This window comes from Rhodococcus sp. I2R (assembly GCF_020889545.1).
Taxonomy (GTDB): domain Bacteria; phylum Actinomycetota; class Actinomycetes; order Mycobacteriales; family Mycobacteriaceae; genus Rhodococcoides.
This window is the reverse complement of record NZ_JAHUTG010000009.1, coordinates 171685-192129: the sequence shown is the minus strand read 5'-3', so window position 1 is coordinate 192129 and position 20445 is coordinate 171685. Positions and strand designations below refer to the sequence as shown.

At 65.4% G+C, this 20445-nt stretch carries 22 protein-coding genes; 12 read left to right on the top strand and 10 right to left on the bottom strand.

The window, feature by feature from the left end:
- Positions 1 to 88: 88 nt before the first annotated feature.
- Genes KVY23_RS11935 through KVY23_RS11925 form a run of 3 tightly spaced genes read left to right on the top strand, consistent with a single transcriptional unit; the run spans position 89 to position 2946 of the window.
- Positions 89 to 502 (top strand): cytidine deaminase, encoded by a 414-nt coding sequence (locus KVY23_RS11935; RefSeq protein ID WP_075840736.1) that lies wholly within the window; start codon positions 89 to 91, stop codon positions 500 to 502.
- On the top strand, positions 495 to 1778 hold the full coding sequence (locus KVY23_RS11930; protein ID WP_230556549.1) for a thymidine phosphorylase: 1284 nt from the start codon (positions 495 to 497) through the stop codon (positions 1776 to 1778). The genes KVY23_RS11935 and KVY23_RS11930 overlap by 8 nt, the downstream gene beginning before the upstream one ends.
- 46 nt (positions 1779 to 1824) lie before the next feature.
- The gene (locus tag KVY23_RS11925; RefSeq protein WP_230556548.1) at positions 1825 to 2946 is read left to right on the top strand and encodes an adenosine deaminase; all 1122 of its coding nucleotides are present in this window, start codon (positions 1825 to 1827) and stop codon (positions 2944 to 2946) included.
- Positions 2947 to 2967: 21 nt separating this feature from the next.
- On the opposite strand, the gene KVY23_RS11920 is transcribed toward KVY23_RS11925, so the two are convergent.
- From KVY23_RS11920 to KVY23_RS11900, 5 genes are read right to left on the bottom strand one after another with little or no spacing between them, the layout of a single operon-like run.
- On the bottom strand, positions 2968 to 4245 hold the full coding sequence (locus tag KVY23_RS11920) for a primosomal protein (RefSeq protein WP_206511325.1): 1278 nt from the start codon (positions 4243 to 4245) through the stop codon (positions 2968 to 2970).
- Positions 4246 to 4260: 15 nt separating this feature from the next.
- Positions 4261 to 4563, bottom strand: a complete 303-nt coding sequence (locus tag KVY23_RS11915; RefSeq protein ID WP_206511324.1) for a YbaB/EbfC family nucleoid-associated protein — start codon at positions 4561 to 4563, stop codon at positions 4261 to 4263.
- 13 nt (positions 4564 to 4576) lie between these two features.
- Positions 4577 to 4900: a hypothetical protein gene (locus tag KVY23_RS11910; protein WP_206511323.1), complete on the bottom strand. Its 324-nt coding sequence runs from the start codon at positions 4898 to 4900 to the stop codon at positions 4577 to 4579.
- Positions 4897 to 6057 carry a C40 family peptidase gene (locus tag KVY23_RS11905; RefSeq protein WP_206511322.1) on the bottom strand — a complete coding sequence of 387 codons (1161 nt, stop codon included), beginning with the start codon at positions 6055 to 6057 and terminating at the stop codon, positions 4897 to 4899. Before KVY23_RS11905 ends, KVY23_RS11910 begins: the two co-directional genes overlap by 4 nt.
- Positions 6054 to 6353, bottom strand: a complete 300-nt coding sequence (locus KVY23_RS11900) for a type VII secretion target (RefSeq protein ID WP_230556547.1) — start codon at positions 6351 to 6353, stop codon at positions 6054 to 6056. Before KVY23_RS11900 ends, KVY23_RS11905 begins: the two co-directional genes overlap by 4 nt.
- Before the next feature lie 97 nt (positions 6354 to 6450).
- On the opposite strand from KVY23_RS11900, the gene upp reads away from it, so the two are divergent.
- Entirely contained in the window at positions 6451 to 7074 is a 624-nt protein-coding gene (gene upp, locus KVY23_RS11895; RefSeq protein ID WP_230556546.1) for a uracil phosphoribosyltransferase, read from the top strand.
- Positions 7075 to 7079: 5 nt separating this feature from the next.
- On the opposite strand, the gene KVY23_RS25100 is transcribed toward upp, so the two are convergent.
- A complete protein-coding gene (locus KVY23_RS25100; protein WP_230556545.1) occupies positions 7080 to 7349 on the bottom strand; it encodes a hypothetical protein in 270 nt (89 codons plus the stop codon).
- Between KVY23_RS25100 and KVY23_RS11885 the strand changes: the two genes are divergently transcribed.
- A complete protein-coding gene (locus KVY23_RS11885) occupies positions 7344 to 7973 on the top strand; it encodes a DUF2797 domain-containing protein (protein WP_230556544.1) in 630 nt (209 codons plus the stop codon). The two genes, KVY23_RS25100 and KVY23_RS11885, sit on opposite strands and share 6 nt — an antisense overlap.
- A gap of 12 nt (positions 7974 to 7985) precedes the next feature.
- Here KVY23_RS11885 and KVY23_RS11880 read toward each other — a convergent pair whose 3' ends face one another.
- The 3 genes from KVY23_RS11880 to KVY23_RS11870 are packed head-to-tail and all read right to left on the bottom strand — an operon-like array spanning position 7986 to position 11083.
- Positions 7986 to 9599: a phospho-sugar mutase gene (locus KVY23_RS11880; protein WP_269418592.1), complete on the bottom strand. Its 1614-nt coding sequence runs from the start codon at positions 9597 to 9599 to the stop codon at positions 7986 to 7988.
- Positions 9596 to 10426 carry a purine-nucleoside phosphorylase gene (locus tag KVY23_RS11875; protein ID WP_206511317.1) on the bottom strand — a complete coding sequence of 277 codons (831 nt, stop codon included), beginning with the start codon at positions 10424 to 10426 and terminating at the stop codon, positions 9596 to 9598. The genes KVY23_RS11880 and KVY23_RS11875 overlap by 4 nt, the downstream gene beginning before the upstream one ends.
- 57 nt (positions 10427 to 10483) lie before the next feature.
- Positions 10484 to 11083, bottom strand: coding sequence for a TetR/AcrR family transcriptional regulator (locus tag KVY23_RS11870; RefSeq protein ID WP_230556543.1), 600 nt, complete (start codon positions 11081 to 11083; stop codon positions 10484 to 10486).
- 59 nt (positions 11084 to 11142) lie between these two features.
- Between KVY23_RS11870 and KVY23_RS11865 the strand changes: the two genes are divergently transcribed.
- From KVY23_RS11865 to KVY23_RS11850, 4 genes are read left to right on the top strand one after another with little or no spacing between them, the layout of a single operon-like run.
- Positions 11143 to 12093: an NAD-dependent epimerase/dehydratase family protein gene (locus KVY23_RS11865; protein ID WP_230556542.1), complete on the top strand. Its 951-nt coding sequence runs from the start codon at positions 11143 to 11145 to the stop codon at positions 12091 to 12093.
- A gap of 40 nt (positions 12094 to 12133) precedes the next feature.
- A complete protein-coding gene (locus tag KVY23_RS11860) occupies positions 12134 to 12841 on the top strand; it encodes an enoyl-CoA hydratase/isomerase family protein (RefSeq protein WP_230556541.1) in 708 nt (235 codons plus the stop codon).
- A gap of 15 nt (positions 12842 to 12856) precedes the next feature.
- Positions 12857 to 14026: a M20 family metallopeptidase gene (locus KVY23_RS11855; protein WP_230556540.1), complete on the top strand. Its 1170-nt coding sequence runs from the start codon at positions 12857 to 12859 to the stop codon at positions 14024 to 14026.
- Positions 14023 to 15210 carry a M20 family metallopeptidase gene (locus KVY23_RS11850; protein WP_230556539.1) on the top strand — a complete coding sequence of 396 codons (1188 nt, stop codon included), beginning with the start codon at positions 14023 to 14025 and terminating at the stop codon, positions 15208 to 15210. The genes KVY23_RS11855 and KVY23_RS11850 overlap by 4 nt, the downstream gene beginning before the upstream one ends.
- Before the next feature lie 26 nt (positions 15211 to 15236).
- Here the strand turns inward: KVY23_RS11850 and KVY23_RS11845 are convergent, their stop codons facing one another.
- Positions 15237 to 15698, bottom strand: a complete 462-nt coding sequence (locus KVY23_RS11845; RefSeq protein WP_230556538.1) for a gamma-glutamylcyclotransferase — start codon at positions 15696 to 15698, stop codon at positions 15237 to 15239.
- 173 nt (positions 15699 to 15871) lie between these two features.
- Between KVY23_RS11845 and KVY23_RS11840 the strand changes: the two genes are divergently transcribed.
- From KVY23_RS11840 to glpD, 3 genes are all read left to right on the top strand, one after another.
- Positions 15872 to 17275, top strand: coding sequence for an NAD(P)H-quinone dehydrogenase (locus KVY23_RS11840; protein WP_206511312.1), 1404 nt, complete (start codon positions 15872 to 15874; stop codon positions 17273 to 17275).
- Between the two features lie 167 nt (positions 17276 to 17442).
- Positions 17443 to 18627, top strand: coding sequence for a PLP-dependent aminotransferase family protein (locus KVY23_RS11835; protein WP_230556537.1), 1185 nt, complete (start codon positions 17443 to 17445; stop codon positions 18625 to 18627).
- Positions 18628 to 18668: 41 nt separating this feature from the next.
- Positions 18669 to 20435 carry a glycerol-3-phosphate dehydrogenase gene (gene glpD, locus KVY23_RS11830; protein WP_230556591.1) on the top strand — a complete coding sequence of 589 codons (1767 nt, stop codon included), beginning with the start codon at positions 18669 to 18671 and terminating at the stop codon, positions 20433 to 20435.
- Positions 20436 to 20445 lie beyond the last annotated feature (10 nt).

Sequence of the window (20445 nt, the reverse complement as noted above, 5' to 3'; positions counted from 1 at the left end):
TGCATCTTAGGTTTGCCTGCCCAATTCTTCGTGATCGGTCAAGTGGATCACGATGCGCGACGGTCGAGGCCGTGCTTTGATTGTTTCTATGCCCGAAATCGACTGGAACTCGTTGCGAGACAATGCTCATCGATCAATGAGGCAAGCCTATGCCCCGTATTCCAACTTTCCGGTGGGTGCAGCCGCGTTGGTGGACGACGGAAGAATTGTCGTCGGATGCAATGTGGAAAATGTCTCATACGGATTGGGCCTGTGTGCGGAGTGTGGGTTGGTCTCGAACCTCCATTCCACCGGGGGTGGTCGGTTGATCGCGTTCGCCTGTTGCGATAGCAGGGGGGCGAAGCTGATGCCGTGTGGACGGTGTCGACAGTTGCTGTTCGAGTTCGGCGGCGCAGATCTCCTCGTGGACACCGATGCCGGGCCAACGCCGCTCGGAGCGTTGTTGCCTTCGGCCTTCGGGCCGGACGACCTCGAGTCGGGCAGACTGGGCAACCATGTCTGACGCTGTTTCCATCATCACCGCCAAACGCGACGGCCACGAGCTGAACTCCGGGCAGATCGACTGGGTCATCGATGCGTTCACTCGAGGGCTCGTTGCCGACGAGCAGATGTCCGCGCTCGCCATGGCAGTTTTCTGGCGCGGGATGACACGAGGTGAACTGAGTCGGTGGACCGCCGCGATGATCGGATCGGGACGAAGAATGGACTTCTCGTCTTTGCCGCGGCCGACCGTGGACAAACACTCGACGGGTGGAGTGGGAGACAAGATCACGCTTCCACTCGCACCTCTCGTGGCGGCGTGCGGGGCCGCGGTGCCACAGCTGTCCGGGCGCGGTCTCGGACACACCGGCGGCACCCTCGACAAGCTCGAATCGATCCCCGGTTGGCGGGCCGACCTCAGCGGCGACGAGATGTACTCCATCCTGGCGGACCCCGCCGTCGGCGCCGTGATCTGCGCTGCCGGCGCAGACCTCGCCCCGGCGGACAAGAAGCTCTACGCGTTGCGCGATGTCACCGGCACCGTCGAGTCCATTCCGTTGATCGCCAGCTCCATCATGAGCAAGAAGATCGCCGAAGGGACGGGGGCGTTGGTGCTGGACGTGAAGGTGGGCGCCGGCGCATTCATGAAGAACCTCGACGACGCAAGAGAATTGGCGCGAGCGATGGTCGATCTCGGCAACGATGCGGGCGTGCGAACCGTCGCCCTCCTCACGGCCATGGACTGCCCGCTCGGACTCACCGCGGGCAATGCCCTCGAGGTCGAGGAATCGCTCGAGGTGCTCGCCGGCGGGGGACCGGCCGATATCGTCGAACTCACCATCACACTCGCGCGCACGATGCTCGCTGCGGCCGGGATCGAAGGCGTCGACCCCGCCGACAAACTCGCCGACGGCACGGCCATGGACCGATGGCGTGCCATGGTCGTAGCGCAGGGCGGCGACCCCGACGCTCCACTGCCGAGGGCACGCGAAACCCAGACGGTCACCGCAACTGCGGACGGGGTGGTCGGTGCCCTGGATGCGATGCAGGTCGGGGTAGCCGCGTGGCGGCTCGGGGCCGGGCGGGAGCGCCAGGGCGAGCCGGTACAGGCGGCCGCGGGTGTTCGGTTGCACGCGAAACCGGGTGACCGAGTGGTGACGGGTCAGACGCTGGCCACCCTGCATACCGATACGCCGGAGAAGTTCGACTACGCACGTGCGGCGATAGACGGCGCGTGGACAATCGGAGCCGCAACCCCAGATGTGTCACCGATCGTCATCGAACGGATCGGCGGTTGACGGCTGTAGACCCGCGCGGCTGCCCCGATCACGCTACCGTCAATTCATGAGCACCGCCGAGAGCCCATCGACAGCGAGCGGTTCGACGCCGCTCGATCTGCGATCCATCAAGACCGCCCCGAAAGCCCTTCTGCACGACCATCTCGACGGCGGACTGCGTCCGCAGTCCGTTCTCGAGCTCGCGGACGACTGCGGCTACGATGAGTTGCCCGCATCGGACGTGGCGTCCTTGGCGGAGTGGTTCCGTAACGCCGCCGACAGTGGTTCGCTGGAGCGCTACCTGGAGACGTTCGCACATACCGTTGCGGTGATGCAGACACCGGAGGGGCTAGCACGGGTCGCCCGTGAATGCGCCGAGGACCTCGCCGAGGACGGAGTGGTCTACGCAGAGGTTCGGTTCGCCCCCGAGCAACACCTCGACCGAGGCCTGAGCCTGGACGAGGTAGTCGAACACGTTCTCGAAGGATTTCGCGCCGGCGAATCCGCAGCGAGGGTCAACGGCAAGAAGATTCGCGTCGTCTGCTTGCTCACCGCCATGCGTCACGCCGCGCGTTCGCGTGAAATCGCGGAACTCGCCGTACGGTTCCGTGACCGCGGTGTCGGTGGCTTCGACATCGCCGGTGCAGAAGCAGGGTTCCCTCCCACTCGCCACCTGGACGCATTCGAGTACATGCGAGCATCCAACGCACACTTCACTATTCATGCCGGCGAAGCCTTCGGGCTACCGTCCATTCAGGAGGCGGTCGCGTTCTGCGGCACCGATCGTCTCGGCCACGGCGTGCGGATCATCGACGACATCACCGTCGCAGCGGACGGTACGCCGACGCTGGGTCTGCTCGCGGGGTACGTTCGTGACAAACGAATGCCGCTCGAGCTGTGCCCGAGCTCCAACGTGCAGACAGGGGCCGTCGACAGTATCGAGAAGCACCCGTTCGACCTCCTCGCGCGGGCGAGGTTCCGCGTCACCGTCAACACCGACAATCGGCTGATGAGTGACACATCGATGACCCGTGAGATGCACAAGCTGGCGGAGACGTTCGGCTATGCCTGGACCGACCTCGAGCGGTTCACCATCAACGCGATGAAGTCCGCCTTCATCCCGTTCGACGAACGGCTCGACCTCATCGACAACGTGGTCAAACCGGGCTACGCGGTGTTGGTCGGCTGAGCCGGATCGCTCCTTGCCGGGTCACTCCTTGCGCAGGCGGCTCTCGAACTCGCGCTCGAGAGCCCGCCACGCCTCGGCTTCGGCGTCGAACGGAGCGCTTGGAGCCATCCTGTTCGGATCGGGTTCGAGGGTGTAAGAGACATACCAACCGAGCGGCGTGGAACTGGCCAGAGCGGTCTCGACCGAGTCGTCGTCCGCGAAGTCCGCCGCATCGGTGAACAATTCGACTGCGAGGTCCAGTTGCTCAGGATCGACGGTGGTGGGTCCGTCGGCGAGATCGTCGGCCAGTCCGGGTAGCACGTACACGTTGTCCTCGGTGACCTCGATCCGAAGCGAGCCGTCCACGGCTGCGGTCTGCACATCGGCGTAGGTGCTGACTTTGGCGAGTTCGTGATCGTGATCGTCGGCAAGGTAACGAGCGAGTGCGCGTTCGGATCCGAACACCGTGATGCTTCCGGCCCGACCGAGGAAGATCGGATCGTCGTCGATGTAGCACCGAAGTGTGTAGTACGTGTTCTCAGAGGTGATGATTCTGATCGGATCGATGCCTACGGTGGCCCAGAACGTGTCCTCGGCGGCCGCGTCGGCGATCGGATCGGGGGTCTCGATGTCGTCCGCATCGTCGGTGTCATCTGCATCGTCGTCGGTCTCGACGTCCGGGTCCTCGTCGGAGACATCGTCGATGTCGACGATGTTCTCGGCCGCGGCGATCAGTTCGGCTTCGGCGATGTCGACGGCGGAGGGGTCGACATCGGGCGATGTGACGATCGAATCCAGCGCATCGATGACGGTGTCCCAGCTCTTGGCGATCGACGCGCCGACACGGTCCCAGAGATTCTGACCGTCCTTGCCGACATAGGCCTCGACGCCCATTCCGACCGAGCCGAGGTGAGGATTGTTGGCGAAGAAGGCGGTGACCTTGTCGAGTTCGCAGACATCACCGAGGGTCTGGACCATTTCGAATGTTGCGGCCAACTCGGCGAGGGTATCCGAGTCGGGGTCCTCGGCGACGAGCTCCGGCACGCCGACCAGGTCGAAGCGGTGAAGGTCGTCCGGCTCCAATTCGTTGGCTGCGAGGGCAGATACGACCGGCCACGACGGATGATCCACGAGATCGTTGTCGTCGTCGGTTCTGATGAACGCGGCGAGCTGGGCGACTGCTTCGAAGGCGTAAAGATCTTCCTCGTGACCGAGGAACGCCTCCCATTCGTCATCGCCTTCGCGCCATTCCGGAGCCCACAGGGTGACGAAGTCGCCGCGAGTGAGACCGAGTTCGATAGGGATGATGTCGCCAGCCATGGCCGGAAGCCTATCTCAGGTCTCCGAGAGTGAACTCTGCATCCGCATCAGGACGGACGCTCGTTGTTCGAGAGCCTCCTGCGCCGCCTCCGATGCGGTGGTGACGATGGTTGCGCCGAGCTCTGCAGCCGAGGTTCGAGACAGGTCGGACGCTAGCTCGAGCCCGATCAGAGCGCCGGCACCGTCGACCGTCACCACCACGAGTCCGTTGCTCGATCGCCGGGTGAGTCGGAGGTCCGTGAGCTTCTCTGATGCGTCGTGCATGGCGCCGAGCGCACGGTCGGCGCGGGTCACTAGGTCGTCGAGGGCGTTGTTCATTTCAGGACACTGTTCATAGGGAGTTCATCCAGCCTGTGCGTCCGGTCTCGTTGTCGAGCCGTTCGTTCTCGGCCTCGGCGACGGCTGCTGCAGTGGGCAGACCCAGTCTGTCGAGGACATCCGGATCCATCCCGTCTTGTTCGAGTCGGGTGCGTCGTTCGGCTCGGGCCGCCGAGGTTGCGCGCCCGCACAGATCCAGGATGGTACGCGCCAATTCCTCTCCGCTGTAACGCAGTTCACCGGGATCGATCTGGATCGAGACCGGCAATCCCGATTCGCCGGCGTGCACGCGAACGGAGTCGGTGCGTGAGGCCGCCCACGCTTGAATCTCGGTCATGCGGTGGGCCTGTAGAAGCCCTTGAAGGCCATTCCGCTGTTCGTGGTGCGGATCTCGCCCACCTGCACGGGGTCTCCGGCCTCGACGAGCTGGCCGTTCCCGATGACCATGGCCACGTGACCGTCCCACACCGCAAGGTCGCCCGGCATCAGATCCTCGGGGCCGACCGATGTGCCCACGTTCTGCTCCTGCGCCAAACGTGGAAGATCGACGCCCTGCTCGCCGTACGCCCACTGCGTCAGTCCGCTGCAGTCCAGGCCTCGGCCAGGCGCATTGCCGCCCCACACGTACGGGGTGCCCTGCTGGGTGAGTGCACTACGGACCGCGCCCGCGGCCTGTTCGTTGGGCGCGATCGCGACAGTGCCGTCGGGTAGGGCGACCTGTACGCCGCGGCCGGAGGGCGCGACCTCGGCCGACGAACGTTGCGGGGCGCCGGCGAACATCGACGCACCGTTCTGCAGTACTCCGTTGCCGCCACCGGACGCCGCGCTCTGACCGGTCGGGAGAGACGACGTGTCCGGAAGCACCGAGGATGCGGACGAGGACACCGTGCGAAGAAAGTTCTGCCCGAACTGGCTACCCGGGTCGCTCCCCGGCGCCGCCGTCGGTACTGCAGAAGCGGGGACTGTCGACGGTGCCGTGCCGGCGGGCTCCGGAATCGGAGGCGCAGCGCTGAGCGCGCCGATCTCGCCCGTGTGCCCGGCAAGCTCGGCACGCACGCGAGCCACGACTGCGAGCGCTCGTTGCAGATGTTCGATGGCAGCCGCGATGAGCATCGACTGACCGGGCGGAGTGAAGATCATCGGTGCGGCCGCGGTGGCGATGGAGATGAAGGACTGCGCGATCGCCTGCAGCTCCACCAGGCCCGCATACACCTTTTCGCAGGCACGGTCGACGACAGCGGCCATGTCGCTGCCGTGATCGGCCAAACCGATTGCGCTCGTGTGAGCTTGCTCGGCATGGCCGATCGCCTGCTCCGCAGCGCGTCCGCTCCACGTGGCAGCGAGTTCCGAGACGGCAGCGCCGCCGACACGCTGCAGTGATTCCAGAGCGATGGACGTGGTGCGAAGGACATCGGCGGGACCGCCAACGGGTACGACTCCCGAACCGAACGCGCCGAGCAGGTCGGTGATGGGTTTGGCCAGCAGATCGATCACGTGAGGCTCGCTGCGGTCTGCGCATCGGTGGCCTCGTACTCGTGCGCCGAGGACGCCACCGCGACCCCGATGCTGGCCACCACCTCCGATAGCCGGCCGATGGCCGCCGCATGCGCGACGTGCGCTCCGGTGAAGGCGGCCAGAAACTCGGTGCCGATGACACCGAACACGGGCGCCAGTACCGCCGGTCCGCACGCGGTCGTGGCTGCGGCCGCCGCGCCCATCTCCGCCGCCATCTCCGCCGCGGTCGACGAGTACGCCTGCAGTCCGGCCGATGCTGCCGCTACCTCTGCCATCGATGTCCTCCACGATCGATCAACAAGCACGAAAGGTCCTACACAAACATCTGACGCACGTGACGGCCGATCGGTTCCCGGCAATTATCCTTCTCGCATGGAAACTCACGTGGTCGAACACCCACTGGCCGCAGCCCTGTTGACGACGATGCGCGACGAGCGCAGCGACAACGCAACATTTCGGTCCGCACTGCGCCAACTCACCCACATGCTGGTCTACGAAGCCACTCGGGACGCCCCGGTCGACGTCTTCGACGTCACCACGCCGGTGGCCGTCACGCAGGGCACCCGGCTTGCCTGTCCGCCACTACTGGTGCCCGTGTTGCGAGCCGGCCTCGGCATGGTCGAGAAGGCGAGTGGGCTCATTCCCCAGTCACGCGTCGGATTCGTCGGCATGGCCCGCGACGAGGACACGCACCAGCCGGTTCCGTACATGGAGTCGTTGCCCGACGATCTGTCCGGCACGCCCGTCTACGTGTTGGATCCGATGCTCGCGACCGGTGGGTCGATGGTGCACACCATCGAGTTGTTGGTCGAACGCGGCGCAGCCGACGTCACCGCCATCTGCGTCGTCGCCGCACCCGAGGGTGTTGCAGCCCTCGAAGCCTCGGGGCTGCCGGTACGTCTGGTGACAGCGAGCATCGACGACGGACTCAACGACGATGCGTTCATCGTGCCCGGCCTCGGCGACGCCGGTGACCGACAGTTCGGTCCGCGCTGAGCATCTCACTCGTCCTCGGGGTCACGTGGCCGGCCACCGAGGGCGATCCCCGGCTGCGTGTGCTCGATGTCGATACTCGGCAGGTCGATCAAACCTCGCTCCGCGGGGCACGGCTGGGCTTCGAAGCGTTGGGGCCGCAGCGATGGTGCACCGGCCGCGTCGCGCTTCGGGAAGACCACGGCTCCGAATACGTCCCGTGTCCGGGTCAGCTGCCGGTCGAGGCAGGATCGCAGTGCGAGGCGTGCGAGTCCAAGGACCCTTTTCGGTTCGTGCACACCATCCACCGCGGGGGTTTCGTCTCCCGTGATCTCCATTCGCACGTCATGCAGCCGCACTGGCTGTACATTGCGACCTTCGCCAGCGGAGTGCACAAGGTCGGCACCGCAGCCGAGACCCGCAAGTGGGGCAGGCTCGCCGAACAGGGCGCGATCTGCGCGCAATACGTAGCGCGCGCCGTCGACGGCAAGGTCGTGCGCGTGTTGGAAGACAGGGTGACCGAGCACTTGCAGGTGCGCCAAGCCGTGCGCTCGTCCGCGAAGGCCGCTGCGCTCGCACTCCCCATCGACACAACCCGACTCGACGACGCCACCGCATCGCTGGCCGACCGCGTGCGAGAGATGATTGCGCCATCCGCCGACGAAACCACCTACCGGACCGTCGACGAATCATGGCAGGTGGCAGGCTTTCGCGACCTCGCATCGGGAAACCGGCTGAAGTACCCGAGCGACATCCACACCGGACGCCACGGCTTCACCGTCGACGCGTGCATCGGGCAGGCAGCGGTGGTCGAGGTCGCGAACGACTCGTACGTCGTCGATCTGCACGAGCTGAAGGGTCGTCGGGTGCGGTTCGGTGACTACACCTCGCAGTTGCCCGCAGTGCAGTCGGCTCTGTTCTAGCGCGGCTCTGTTCTAGCGCGGCCGGGTCAGACGCTGCGCGAACTGCCTCAGGTCGTCGAGGAGTGCAGCCGCGCTCGTCCGAGCTGCAGCCAGCGCTTCCCTGTTCTCGACGGGAACCACAGCCTCGAGGTAGGCCTTCACTTTCGGCTCGGTGCCGGACGGTCGCACGATGACGCGGACGCCGTCCCCAGAGATTTCGACGGCATCGGTGCGCAACGGCCCGTGTTCGGCGAGCAGATCGTTCACGATCACCGCACGACCCGCGAGTTCCGTAGGAGGCTCGCTGCGCAGGCGCTCCATCATCGCCGCGATCTCGGACAGGTCCTCGACCCTGGCCGAGACCTGGGCGCCTGCGTGCACCCCGAATTCGACGTGCAGGTCGTCGAGAACGTCCAGCAGCGTTCGGTTCTCGTGCTTGCAGGAGGCGACCAGGTCGGCCAGGACAATTGCGGCCGAGATGCCGTCCTTGTCGTTGACTTTCGTCGGGTCGACGCAGTGCCCGATGGCCTCCTCGTAGGCGTACACCAAGCCTGTACCGGCGCGGACGAGCCACTTGAAACCGGTGAGCGTTCGGGCGTAACGCGCGCCTCGGGCAGGAGCCAATGCCGAGAGCAGCTGCGAGGAGACGATGGTGTTGGCCACCAAGGAGTCTGGCGGCGCCGATCGAAGAAGGTGATCGGCGAGGAGTGCGCCGGTGTCGTCTCCGCTGAGCATCCTCCAGCCGGCGGATGTTGGCACGCCGATGGCGCACCGGTCGGCATCGGGATCGAGCGCAATCGCCAGGTCGGCGTCGACCTCACCGGCCAACGCCAGCAGGGCGTCGGCCGCGCCGGGTTCCTCGGGATTGGGGAACGCGACGGTGGGAAACTCGGGGTCCGGTTCGAATTGGCTTGCCACGCAGTGCACATCCTTGAAGCCGACCCCGCGCAGGGCAGTGAGCGCGAGCTCGCCGCCGACGCCGTGCAGTGGTGTCAGTGCAATACGGATGCCGCGGTGGGGCGAGGGGGCGAGGCGCGGAAGTGTGTCGAGGTAGCGGGCGGTGATGTCGGAGCCGCTCGGCGTCACCAGCACCCGAGCGAGCGCGGATGCCGGCCCAACCTGTGCAATGTCGGCTTCGATTTCGGTGTCCGCGGGTGGAATCAGCTGCGCGCCGCCGCGGAGATACACCTTGTATCCGTTGTCCGCGGCAGGGTTGTGCGAGGCAGTGATCTGGACACCCAGCTCGGCATCCAATGCGCGGACGGCGAAGGCGAGAACGGGCGTCGGCAACGGTCGGGGGAGCAGGACCACTGTGAACCCCTGCGCGGCCAGAACTTCGGCAGCTGCGGTGGCGAACGTGTCGGATCCGTGTCGTGCGTCTCGCCCGACCACGACCGTGGACCCGCCCAGTCCGCCCTTCTGCAGCCACGTGCCGATTCCGGCCGAGGTTCGCATCACCACGGCGACGTTCATGCCGTTCGGTCCAGCCCGCACCTCTCCGCGCAGTCCTGCCGTGCCGAAACTCAGCGGTGCTCGAAAGCGCTCCGCCACTTCCGCTTCGGGCAACTCGGCGAGTTCCTCGCGGGTGGCAGGGTCCGGATCGCCCTCGATCCACTCGGCAGCCTGCTGGGCGAGCGTGCGCGTCACAGCTTCGATACCAGCTGGTGTAGCAACTCGCCCATCCGGGCCGCCGACGCCTTTCCTGCTTCGAGTACCTCTTTGTGGTCGAGGTGTTCCCCGGTCATTCCGGCGGCGAGGTTGGTCACCAGTGACACTCCCAGTACGCGTGCCCCCAGGGCCCGGGCGGCGATGGTTTCGTGCACGGTCGACATCCCGACCAGATCTGCGCCGATGATGCGGAGCATACGAATCTCGGCGGGTGTTTCGTAGTGGGGCCCGGGCAGTCCGGCGTACACGCCTTCTTCGAGCGACGGGTCGATGCTGCGGGCCAGATCACGCAGTTCCGTGGAGTACGCGTCGACCAGATCGACGAACTCGGCACCGATCAGCGGCGACCTCGCGGTCAGGTTGAGATGGTCCGCAATGAGAACGGGCTGGCCGACGGCCATGCCGTCGCGGATTCCGCCGGCGGCGTTGGTGAGGACGATCGTGCCCGCGCCCGCCGCAATGGCCGTGCGAACGGGGTGCACGACTCTTCGCAGTTCGTGCCCCTCGTATGCGTGAGTGCGGCCCTGCAGTAGCAGGGTGTGGGTGCCGTCGACGTTCACCGAGGTGATCGTTCCCGAGTGTCCCGAGGCCGAAGGTGGTGCGAAACCGGGGAGGTCGGCCATGCGGATCGTTGCGGTGGGTTCACCGAATCGGTCTGCGGCCGCTTGCCAACCCGAGCCGAGGACGATTGCGACGGAATGCTGGGCGACTCCTGTCGCCTCGGCGATGGCGGCAGCAGCAGCTGCGGCGGCCCCGGCTGGGTCGGTGGTCGGGTCGGTCGGTTGCGCGGCGTCTGTTGTTCCCACGCACGCAACAGTAGGAGATGCCTCCGACGTATGCGTCGGTTGCCGACCGAACGTGGTTCAACTACACCGGGCTGACGCCGCGAGACCTTCGACTACCCATGCCTCGTACTTTTCCGGACTCCAGCTTCGATCGTGAACCAAAAGCGTGTACAACTCCGGGCTGAGCAAAGCGAGCCCGACATCGACGCAGGTATCGACGTCCATTCCGGCCACCTTTTCCGCGAGTGAACTCATCAGGGATCGAAGCACCGTCACGCGCTGCTCGACATTGGTTCGCCACAACTCGGCCACTTCAGGCTCGGCGTCGGCGCCCGCGCGCACGACCAACAGAATTCTCGCGACGCGTTCGGAGATCAGCCGTGCCGCATGAACGTGAATTCTCAGATGCTCCATCGGATCCTCGGCGGCCCTGGCATCGGTGACCCAGGTGCGCTCGAGGGTGGGGATGGCGAGCTCGTCGCCCGCGATGGTCACATCGAGCAAAGCTTCGAGTATGGCGCGCTTGTTCCCGAAGACGAAGTAGACGGTTTGCACTGCGACCCCGGCTTCGCCGGCGATGTGCTTGATCGTTGTCGATCCGTATCCGGATGTGACGAATAGGTTGTGCGCTGCGGTCAGGATCTTGTTTCGCGCGCTCGTTTCGGTTCGGTTCACCATGTTGTCAAGTTTAGCTCTAGAGTGAGACTCTAGTGTTCTACTTCAACAGGAGGCGTGTCATGTCTGTTCTGGTTCTCGGTGGTTACGGTGCGGTCGGCGGGCACATCGTCGATCTGCTGCGTTCGGACGGATGGGAGGCTGCTGCAGTGGGCCGCGACCCCGCTCGCGCCGATGTGCGGCTCGACCTCGCGAACCACGATGCGTTCACGCAGGCTTTGGCAGGGGCAAGCTGCGTCGTCAACGCCTCGGGGGCCGAGGACCCGAGATTGGCCGAGATCGCCGCATCGGCCTCGGTGCCATTCGTCGAAATCTCGGCTACCACCGCCTACGCGCGAGCCCTCGAAGCGCTCGACGGTGCGATTCTCATCGGCGTCGGGATTGCGCCCGGACTCTCGGGCATCCTGGCCCGCGAAATTTTCACTCCCACGACCGACTCCATCGACATGGCCGTCGGGCTCGGTGCCGGCGAAAAGCACGGCGCGGCGGCAACCGAATGGACGTACGGCCTGCTCGGGCGCCGGTTCGTCGACCCCGACGGCAGTTCGGTCAAGAACTTCACTGCGCGCAAGTCGATACCGTTCCCGCCGGAATCCGGATACCGTCGATGGGCATGTCTACGAGCAGATTTCGCTGACCAGCATCGATTGACCGACGAACTCGGCATACCTGTCAGAACATATCTGAGGCTGGATTCGCGGATGATGACGGTGGGACTCGGGGCGCTTACCTACGCGCCGTGGGCTGCGAAGCTTTCACCCACGTCGATGCGCGGCGGCGATCGTTGGGCAATCGTTGCGCGTGCGAACGACGACCGCTCTATCTGGGCGACGGGACGCAGCCAGTCCTACGCAACAGCGGTGGTTGCTGCCTGGTCTGTCGGGGCGATACTGCGTCGTCGACTCGAACTGGTCCGACCGTCCTGGCTGCACGGCGCCGCGACCCTGGACGACCTGGCCACCGCGTTGGGCTCAGCCGGCGTGCAGGTTCAGGCTCAACGCCCTCGAGGGTAACCACGAGACCCGGCAAGTTACCGCCGGGTAGTATCCGCTCATGCCATATCTCGAACGCAGCGGTGATGTCCACGTTCTCTACCTCGGCGACAAGGACGGTCCCGAGAACAACGAGAACCGGTTCCATCCGGACTGGATCGATGCTGTACACGCACTTCTCGACGAGGTCGAGGCAGTCGAGGGCCCGGCCGCACTGGTCACCACCGCGACCGGAAAGTTCTACAGCAACGGTCTCGACACCGATTGGGTATTCGCCAATCTCGACAAGATCACCGGCTACCTCGACCGGGTCCACACCGTGTACACCCGGTTGCTCAGCTTCCCCATGACCACGATCGCAGCTGTGCAGGGGCATGCCTTCGGCGCGGGAGCAATGCTGGCCACGGCACACGACTTCCGCACCGTCCGAGTGGACCGAGGCTTCTACTGCCTGCCCGAGGTCAACCTGAACATGCCCTTCACCGTGGGCATGTCGGCGCTGGTCACCAGTAGATTGCCGATGCAGACCGCGGTCGAGGCCATGACCACCGGTCGCCGCTACGGAGGTCCCGACGCGGTGGCCGCCGGAATCGCCGATACCGCCGTCGAAGCCGATCAGCTCCTCTCGTCGGCTATCGAGCGTGCAGCGGCGTTGACGAGCACCCGCGGAAAGAACCTGTCCGGAATCAAGCGCGGCATTCACGCCGATGCACTCGATGCGTTGAACACTCCTACCGGCGAGAGCAACTTCAGCTTCGGCGCCCAGTAGTGACAGACTGGGCCGGTGATCGATGAGACCGAGGCAGGAGTGCGCAGCGCCGCACCGGAGCTGATCGAGCTCTCGCATTCGATTCACTCCGAGCCCGAGCTGGCTTTCGAGGAGTATCGCAGTGCGGCCAAGGTGTGCGATGTGCTCACCGCACACGGTTTCGAGGTCGAATCCGGTGTCGCTGATATTCCCACTGCCTTCACCGCGACCTATGGCAGCGGTGAACTGACGGTCGGTATCTGTGCCGAGTACGACGCTCTGCCCGAGATCGGCCACGCCTGTGGCCACAACATCATCGCCGCGTCGGCGGCGGGGGCCGCGATTGCACTCGCGCCGCTTGCCGACCGGCTGGGCATCACCGTTCGAGTCATCGGAACCCCGGCCGAGGAGAGCGGTGGGGGCAAGGTGCTGATGCTCGAACGTGGTGTGTTCGACGGCGTCGCCGCGGCAATGATGGTCCATCCCGGACCGTTCGACATCATCGGCGCTACCTCGTTGGCGCTCTCGGATATCGCGGTGGCGTTCACCGGTCGAGCGGCGCATGCCTCGGCGGCACCCGAATGGGGCATCAACGCAGCCGATGCCGTGACCGTCAGTCAGGTCGCGATCGGACTGCTCCGCCAACATCTGGCACCCGGTCAGCAACTGCACGGCATCGTCAGCGAAGGTGGCCTGGCCCCCAATATCGTGCCCGGCCGCACCGAACTTCTCTACTACCTCCGCGCGCAGTCGGCGGAATCACTTGCAGCCCTGACGGCCAAGGCCTACGCCTGCTTCGAGGCCGGCGCCGTCGCCACCGGATGTACACACGAGATTCGCACCGTCTCGCCGACGTACACCGAACTGACGCCAGACGGGTGGCTCGTCTCCGAATTCCGCCGCCAGGCCGAGAAGATCGGACGCGCACCGATGCCACCCGAGTTGGAAGGATTTCGCCCACTGGGCAGCACAGATATGGGAAACGTGACCAACGTACTGCCAGGGATACACCCCGTGATCGGCCTCGACTCGGGTGGATCGGTCACGCATCAGCCCGAGTTCGCGGCAGCGTGCATCACCGAATCGGCCGATCGCGCCCTCGTCGACGGAGCGATACTGCTGGCGCGAACTACGGTAGCTGCTGCCGTGGACGTCGAGGCCAGGCAACGACTCCTCAGTGGTGTCGAAGCGCGGGCCGCACGATGACCGATAGCGCGGGCCGAGAGGTGACCGACAGTTTCGCCCTCGTCGACAGGTGGATCGTCGCTCACACCGATCTGCTCTCGCAGTGGCGTCGGCATATCCATGCTCACCCCGAGCTTGCTCGTCAGGAATTCGCGACCACTGCGTTCGTCGTCGAGCAGCTCGAAGCCGCAGGCTTGGTGCCGAAGTTGCTTCCGGGCGGAACGGGACTGATCTGCGATATCGGCCCGAGCGGCCCCCGTGTGGCCCTGCGTGCCGATATGGATGCTCTTCCGCTGCAGGAATTCACCGGCGCGGCCTACAGTTCGACAGTGCCCGGCGTCTCGCACGCGTGTGGGCACGACGCCCACACCACGGTCCTGCTGGGCACGGCGCTCGCACTGGCGTCGTTGCCTCATCTGCCCTTCGGAGTGCGGCTGATCTTCCAGCCCGCGGAAGAGGTAATGCCTGGAGGCGCTCTGGACGTGGTCGCCTCCGGCGCCCTCGACGGTGTGACGAAAATCTTCGCGCTGCACTGCGATCCTCGACTCGAGGTGGGCAAGGTCGGCGTTCGCGTCGGACCCATCACCTCGGCAGCGGACACCGTCGAACTGCGTCTCGACTCGCCCGGCGGGCACACCTCGCGTCCGCATCTGACGACGGATCTTGTCTATGCGCTCGGCACCGTCATCACCGGGCTACCGGGCATGCTCAGTCGCCGGATCGATCCACGGACCAGCACCGTGATGGTGTGGGGCGCGGTGGTGGCAGGGCAAGCGCCCAATGCGATACCGCAGACAGGAATGCTCACGGGCACCGTCCGGACCGGTGATCACGAAACTTGGGCGCTGCTCGAGCCGATGGTGGGGGAGATCGTCACCGGCCTGCTCGCCCCCACAGGCGTGCGATTCGAGCTGCATTACCGTCGCGGTGTGCCGCCGGTGGTCAACGACGAGGCGGTGACCCGGACGTTCGAGAACGCCATCCGACGCGTCGGGCCCGCCGCCCTGGCCGATACCGCGCAGTCCGGTGGTGGCGAGGACTTCTCGTGGTACCTCGAGAACATCCCCGGAGCGATGGCTCGGCTGGGCGTCTGGTCGGGGACCGGCCCCCAACTGGACATTCACCAGTCGACGTTCGATCTCGACGAACGCGCGCTCGCTGTCGGCGTCAAAGTGATGACGAGCATCGCGCTCGACCCGCACTGACCACCCCTACCAGGCAGTGTCGGGACCTAGCTGGTGCCGGGGCCTACGTTGCGGCTGTTGCGGGTGCGCAGCCCACGAACGTATTCGGCCGGTGCGCCGGCGATCTCCGCGGCCTCGGCCATCACACCGAGGTAGCGGGCGGAGGGCAGACCGCCCTCGTAGGCGTCGAGCACGTACAACCAGGCGAGGACCGGGCCGTCCGCGGTCTCGACGCGCAGCCGTACCTTGCGGTGAATGCCGAGCTCGGAGCCTTCCCAGCGATCCAGGCTCTGCTCGTCCTCGACGGATACGTCGTAGAGGACCACGAACACTTTCTCGTCCGGGTCGGGTGCGACCGTTGCCAGTGCGCCTTCCCATCCGATATCGCCGCCTCCGAAGGTCAGGCGCCACCCGTGCAGCCATCCCGTTCCGGACAGGGGAGAGTGCGGGCAACGCTGCAACATCTGCTCCGGATGCATGTTCGATCCGTAGGCGGCATAGATTGGCACGTCGGCCAGCCTAAACTGTCGACCCGCTCGCGGTCGCGGTGCGACCCGCACCGGCGGTGTTCGCCCTGGTCGAGAGCAGGTGAAGCAAACCTAACCGGTGCATGACGCGTGTCACTGGAATAGCGTTGGGCTCGCAGGCCCCAGATATGCCCTTCGAATTCGAAAGAGGATCAATGACCCGGATCGTGATCATCGGTGGCGGACCCGCAGGATACGAGGCGGCACTGGTGGCGGCGCAGCACGGGGGAACGGTGACTCTGGTCGATTCGGATGGGATCGGCGGTGCCTGTGTTCTGTGGGACTGCGTGCCGTCGAAGACGTTCATCGCCTCCACCGGCATCCGAACCGAGATGCGACGTGCCAACGACCTCGGTATCGCAATCGATCCATCACAGGCCGCCGTTGCGCTCCCTCAGATTCACGCGCGGGTCAAGAGTCTCGCGCAGGATCAGTCCGCTGATATCGCCGCGCGGGTGCGTTCGGTCGGCGTCGAGCTCATCGCGGGTCGAGGCGAGATGATCGATACTCAGCTCGGCATGGCCGCCCATCGGATTCGCGCCACACTCGCCAACGGTTCCGAGCGCATTCTCGACGCCGATGTGGTGTTGATCGCCACTGGCGCGAGCCCGCGCGTCATCAAGGGTGCGGAGCCGGACGGTGAGCGGATCCTGAACTGGCGGCAGCTCTACGACCTGGACGCGCTACCGGAGCACTTGATCGTCGTCGGGTCCGGTGTGACAGGCGCCGAGTTCGTCTCGGCCTACACCGAGATGGGAGTGAAGGTGACTGCGGTGTCGAGTCGCGATCGTGTCCTTCCGCACGAGGACGAGGATGCAGCGCTCGTGCTCGAGGACGCATTCAACGAACGCGGCGTCACTCTCGCCAAACACGCTCGTGCCGACTCGGTCGAGCGCACCGAGACCGGTGTGATCGTCAAGCTGTCCGACGGCCGCACCGTCGAGGGCAGTCACGCACTGATGACCGTCGGTTCCGTTCCCAACACCTCCGGACTCGGGCTGGAGAACGTCGGAATCGAACTCGACCGCGGCGGCTTCCTGCGGGTCGACCGGGTCTCGCGCACCCCGATTCAAGGAATCTATGCTGCCGGTGACATCACCGGGCTGCTCCCGCTCGCATCGGTGGCCGCGATGCAGGGGCGCATCGCGATGTACCACGCGCTCGGCCAGGCGGTGACGCCGATCAAGCTCAAGACTGTCGCCTCGGCCGTGTTCACGCGCCCGGAGATTGCGTCGGTCGGGGTGAGTCAGTCGGCGATCGACAGCGGCGAGGTTCCGGCCCGTACCGTGATGCTCCCGCTGAGCACCAACCCCCGTGCCAAGATGTCCGGGCTCAAGCGCGGATTCGTCAAGATATTCTGCCGCCCCGCCACCGGCGTGGTGATCGGCGGCGTCGTCGTCGCGCCCACGGCATCGGAGTTGATCCTGCCGATTGCAATGGCAGTGCAGAACAATCTCTCGGTCAACGATCTCGCTGCCACGTTCTCGGTGTACCCGTCGCTCACCGGGTCCATCACCGAGGCCGCGCGTCAGCTCATGCGTCACGACGACCTCGACTGACCGCGGTCCGCGCACCGCGGCCCGTTTCTCGAGATGTGAGAATGTAGTTCCAGATCTCGGACGCTCATGCGATAGTGGAACGAGCCGAACACCATCCGGCCCGCTTCCGCCCCAGTCGATCCTCGGGTTTGCACTTCATCCGTAACCCGACGCACTGGGAGATTGCTGTGAACACCTCGGTTCCTTCGTTGGCGCGACGCCTCGATTCGGTCCGCAGCTCGGCCATCCGCGACCTGCTCGCTCTCACCGCTCGTGACGATGTCATCAGCCTCGCCGGTGGTCTGCCGGATACTGATCTCATTCCCGTGCAACGTATCCGACGCGCAGCAGAGGACGTTCTCGCCCAATCGTCCTCGGTTCAGTACGGGGAGACATCGGGTTGGCGCGCGCTGCGAGCTGTCCTCGCCCAGCGTGAGTCGCGGCTGCTGCAAAGGACGATCGCCGCAACAGAAGTGGTGATCACCCACGGATCACAACAGGCGCTGACACTGGTTGCGCAAGCGCTGCTGGACCCGGGTGCGATCGTCGTCGTCGACGAGCCCGCGTATACCGGAGCCCTGCAGGTGTTCTCGATCGCCGACGCCGACATCCGCCCAATCCCCATCACCGCCGACGGCATGGATACCGACGAACTCGCCCGACGCCTCGGCGCCGGACTGCGGCCCACTCTCGTGCACACCGTGAGCAACTTTCACAATCCCCGCGGGGTGACGATGTCGACTTCGAGACGGCGTCATCTGGCAGCTCTCGCCGAGCAGTACGGGTTCTGGATCCTGGAAGACGATCCGTACGGGGAGATCTGGTTCGACACGCCGCCACCCCCGCCGATCGCCTCGTACTCCGATCGCGTCGTCCGGTTGTCGAGTGCGTCGAAGATTCTCGCGCCTGCACTTCGGGTGGGGTGGCTGGTCGCTCCCGAGCCGGTGTGCAAGGCCGTCGAACTGCTCAAGCAAGGCGCAGACCTCTGTGGATCGACCCTGACACAGCAGATGGCGACGCAGATGCTGGCCGATTCCGTGTGGCTCGACGCGCATCTGAACACTGTGCGAGCCGAATACGGCAACCGTGCTCGCGCCCTTTGCCACGAGTTCGTCGACGCCTTCGGTGATCGTGCACAGCTGTCGTCCGCAGACGGTGGCATGTTCGTGTGGATGACGTTCGGGGACGGAACGGACACCACCGCCTTGCTCCCACGTGCGCTCGATCACGGTGTCGCCTTCGTACCCGGACGGGCGTTTGCCGACAACGCACTGCACGCGAGCTCGGCGCGACTGTGCTTCGCAAGCTCGCCCACCCCGGCTCTGGCGGAGGCGGTTCGCCGGTTGAGAGCGGCTCACGCGCTCGAACGGTAGCCTTGACCGAGCGTCGAGGAACGATCTTTCGAATGATCCGAATGGGGAGTGAGCTCTTGAGCAACCGATCGAACACCACATTCCTGGGTCCGCAGGCGCGCGTAGCAGCGTGGGAGAGGCTTTCGGCCGAGCAGTTCGACGTGGTAGTGGTCGGCGGCGGTGTCGTCGGTGCGGGCGTAGCTCTCGACGCGGCGACGCGTGGTCTCAAGGTGGCTCTCGTCGAGGCCCGGGATTTCGCCTCGGGAACCTCCAGCCGGTCGTCGAAGATGTTCCACGGCGGACTGCGCTACCTCGAACAGCTCGAGTTCGGCTTGGTTCGCGAAGCGTTGCACGAGCGCGAGCTCTCGCTCTCCACACTCGCGCCACATCTGGTCAAACCGCTGAAGTTCCTCTTTCCGTTGACGCATCGAGTGTGGGAGCGCCCGTACATCGCTGCGGGCATCTTCCTCTACGACTCCATGGGCGGCGCCAAATCCGTTCCTGCTCAAAAGCACTTGACCCGCTCGGGTGCGCTGCGCATGGCGCCGGGCATCAGGCGCAAGTCTCTGATCGGTGGAATCCGCTACTACGACACCATTGTCGACGATGCCCGTCACACCATGAGTGTGGCGCGAACCGCCGCCCACTACGGCGCTGTAGTTCGCACCTCCACCCAGGTGGTGGGATTCCTTCGCGAGGCCGATCGTGTTTCCGGTGTGCGTGTTCGTGATTCGGAGAACGGCGTGACGACGGAGGTGCGCGGCCACGTCGTGATCAACGCCACCGGTGTGTGGACCGACGAGGTTCAGGCCCTGTCCTCGCAGCGAGGACGATTCCGCGTGCGGGCCTCGAAGGGCGTGCACATCGTGGTACCCCGTGACCGCATCGTCAGCGAGGCGGCCATCATTCTGCGTACCGAGAAGTCGGTGCTGTTCATCATTCCGTGGGGTGCGCACTGGATCATCGGCACCACCGACACGGACTGGAAGCTGGACCTTGCGCACCCCGCAGCAACGAAGGCCGACATCGACTACATCCTCGGCGAGGTCAACGCCGTGCTGGTCACGCCTCTGACACACGCGGACATCGACGGTGTCTACGCAGGCCTGCGGCCGCTGCTCGCCGGAGAGAGCGACGAGACCTCGAAGCTTTCCCGCGAGCACGCCGTCGCCAGGGTCGCGCCGGGACTCGTGGCTATCGCGGGTGGCAAATACACCACGTACCGTGTGATGGCCGAGGACGCTGTCGACCTGGCGGCCGAGGACATACCGGCGCGTGTCGCGTCGTCGATCACAGAGAAGGTGCCGCTTGTCGGCGCTGACGGTTACTTCGCTCTCGTCAATCAGACCCATCACCTCGCCACGAAATACGGCCTGCACCCGTACCGGGTCAAGCACCTTCTCGACCGCTACGGCTCACTCATCGACGAAGTGCTCCAGCTTGCCGCGGACAAACCCGAACTGCTCCAGCCGATCACCGACGCACCGAGTTACCTACAGGTCGAGGTCGTCTACGGTGCTGCGGCAGAAGGCGCACTGCACCTGGAGGACATTCTGTCGCGGCGCACCCGCATCTCCATCGAGTACACACACCGTGGCGTCAACTGTGCAGGCCAAGTCGCAGCGCTCGTGGCACCCGTGCTCGGCTGGGATCCCGCGACCGTCGATCGCGAGGTCGAAAACTACAATGCCCGCGTGGAGGCTGAGATCAAGTCGCAGATGCAGCCCGACGACGAATCGGCCGACGCGTTGCGGGTGGTCGCGCCGGAGGCGCGGCAGGAAATCCTCGAGCCGGTGAGCGTGGCGATGCCGCCCGTGCGCGAGTTATGACCGAGGGGCG

Bases quoted from the DNA above. Each gene is read 5' to 3' on its own strand.
- KVY23_RS11935 (WP_075840736.1), top strand. From the start codon at position 89: ATGCCCGAAATCGACTGGAACTCGTTGCGAGACAATGCTCATCGATCA.
- KVY23_RS11930 (WP_230556549.1), top strand. From the start codon at position 495: ATGTCTGACGCTGTTTCCATCATCACCGCCAAACGCGACGGCCACGAG.
- KVY23_RS11925 (WP_230556548.1), top strand. From the start codon at position 1,825: ATGAGCACCGCCGAGAGCCCATCGACAGCGAGCGGTTCGACGCCGCTC.
- KVY23_RS11920 (WP_206511325.1), bottom strand. From the start codon at position 4,245: ATGGCTGGCGACATCATCCCTATCGAACTCGGTCTCACTCGCGGCGAC.
- KVY23_RS11915 (WP_206511324.1), bottom strand. From the start codon at position 4,563: ATGAACAACGCCCTCGACGACCTAGTGACCCGCGCCGACCGTGCGCTC.
- KVY23_RS11910 (WP_206511323.1), bottom strand. From the start codon at position 4,900: ATGACCGAGATTCAAGCGTGGGCGGCCTCACGCACCGACTCCGTTCGC.
- KVY23_RS11900 (WP_230556547.1), bottom strand. From the start codon at position 6,353: ATGGCAGAGGTAGCGGCAGCATCGGCCGGACTGCAGGCGTACTCGTCG.
- upp (WP_230556546.1), top strand. From the start codon at position 6,451: ATGGAAACTCACGTGGTCGAACACCCACTGGCCGCAGCCCTGTTGACG.
- KVY23_RS11870 (WP_230556543.1), bottom strand. From the start codon at position 11,083: ATGGTGAACCGAACCGAAACGAGCGCGCGAAACAAGATCCTGACCGCA.
- KVY23_RS11865 (WP_230556542.1), top strand. From the start codon at position 11,143: ATGTCTGTTCTGGTTCTCGGTGGTTACGGTGCGGTCGGCGGGCACATC.
- KVY23_RS11860 (WP_230556541.1), top strand. From the start codon at position 12,134: ATGCCATATCTCGAACGCAGCGGTGATGTCCACGTTCTCTACCTCGGC.
- KVY23_RS11850 (WP_230556539.1), top strand. From the start codon at position 14,023: ATGACCGATAGCGCGGGCCGAGAGGTGACCGACAGTTTCGCCCTCGTC.
- KVY23_RS11840 (WP_206511312.1), top strand. From the start codon at position 15,872: ATGACCCGGATCGTGATCATCGGTGGCGGACCCGCAGGATACGAGGCG.
- glpD (WP_230556591.1), top strand. From the start codon at position 18,669: ATGGGGAGTGAGCTCTTGAGCAACCGATCGAACACCACATTCCTGGGT.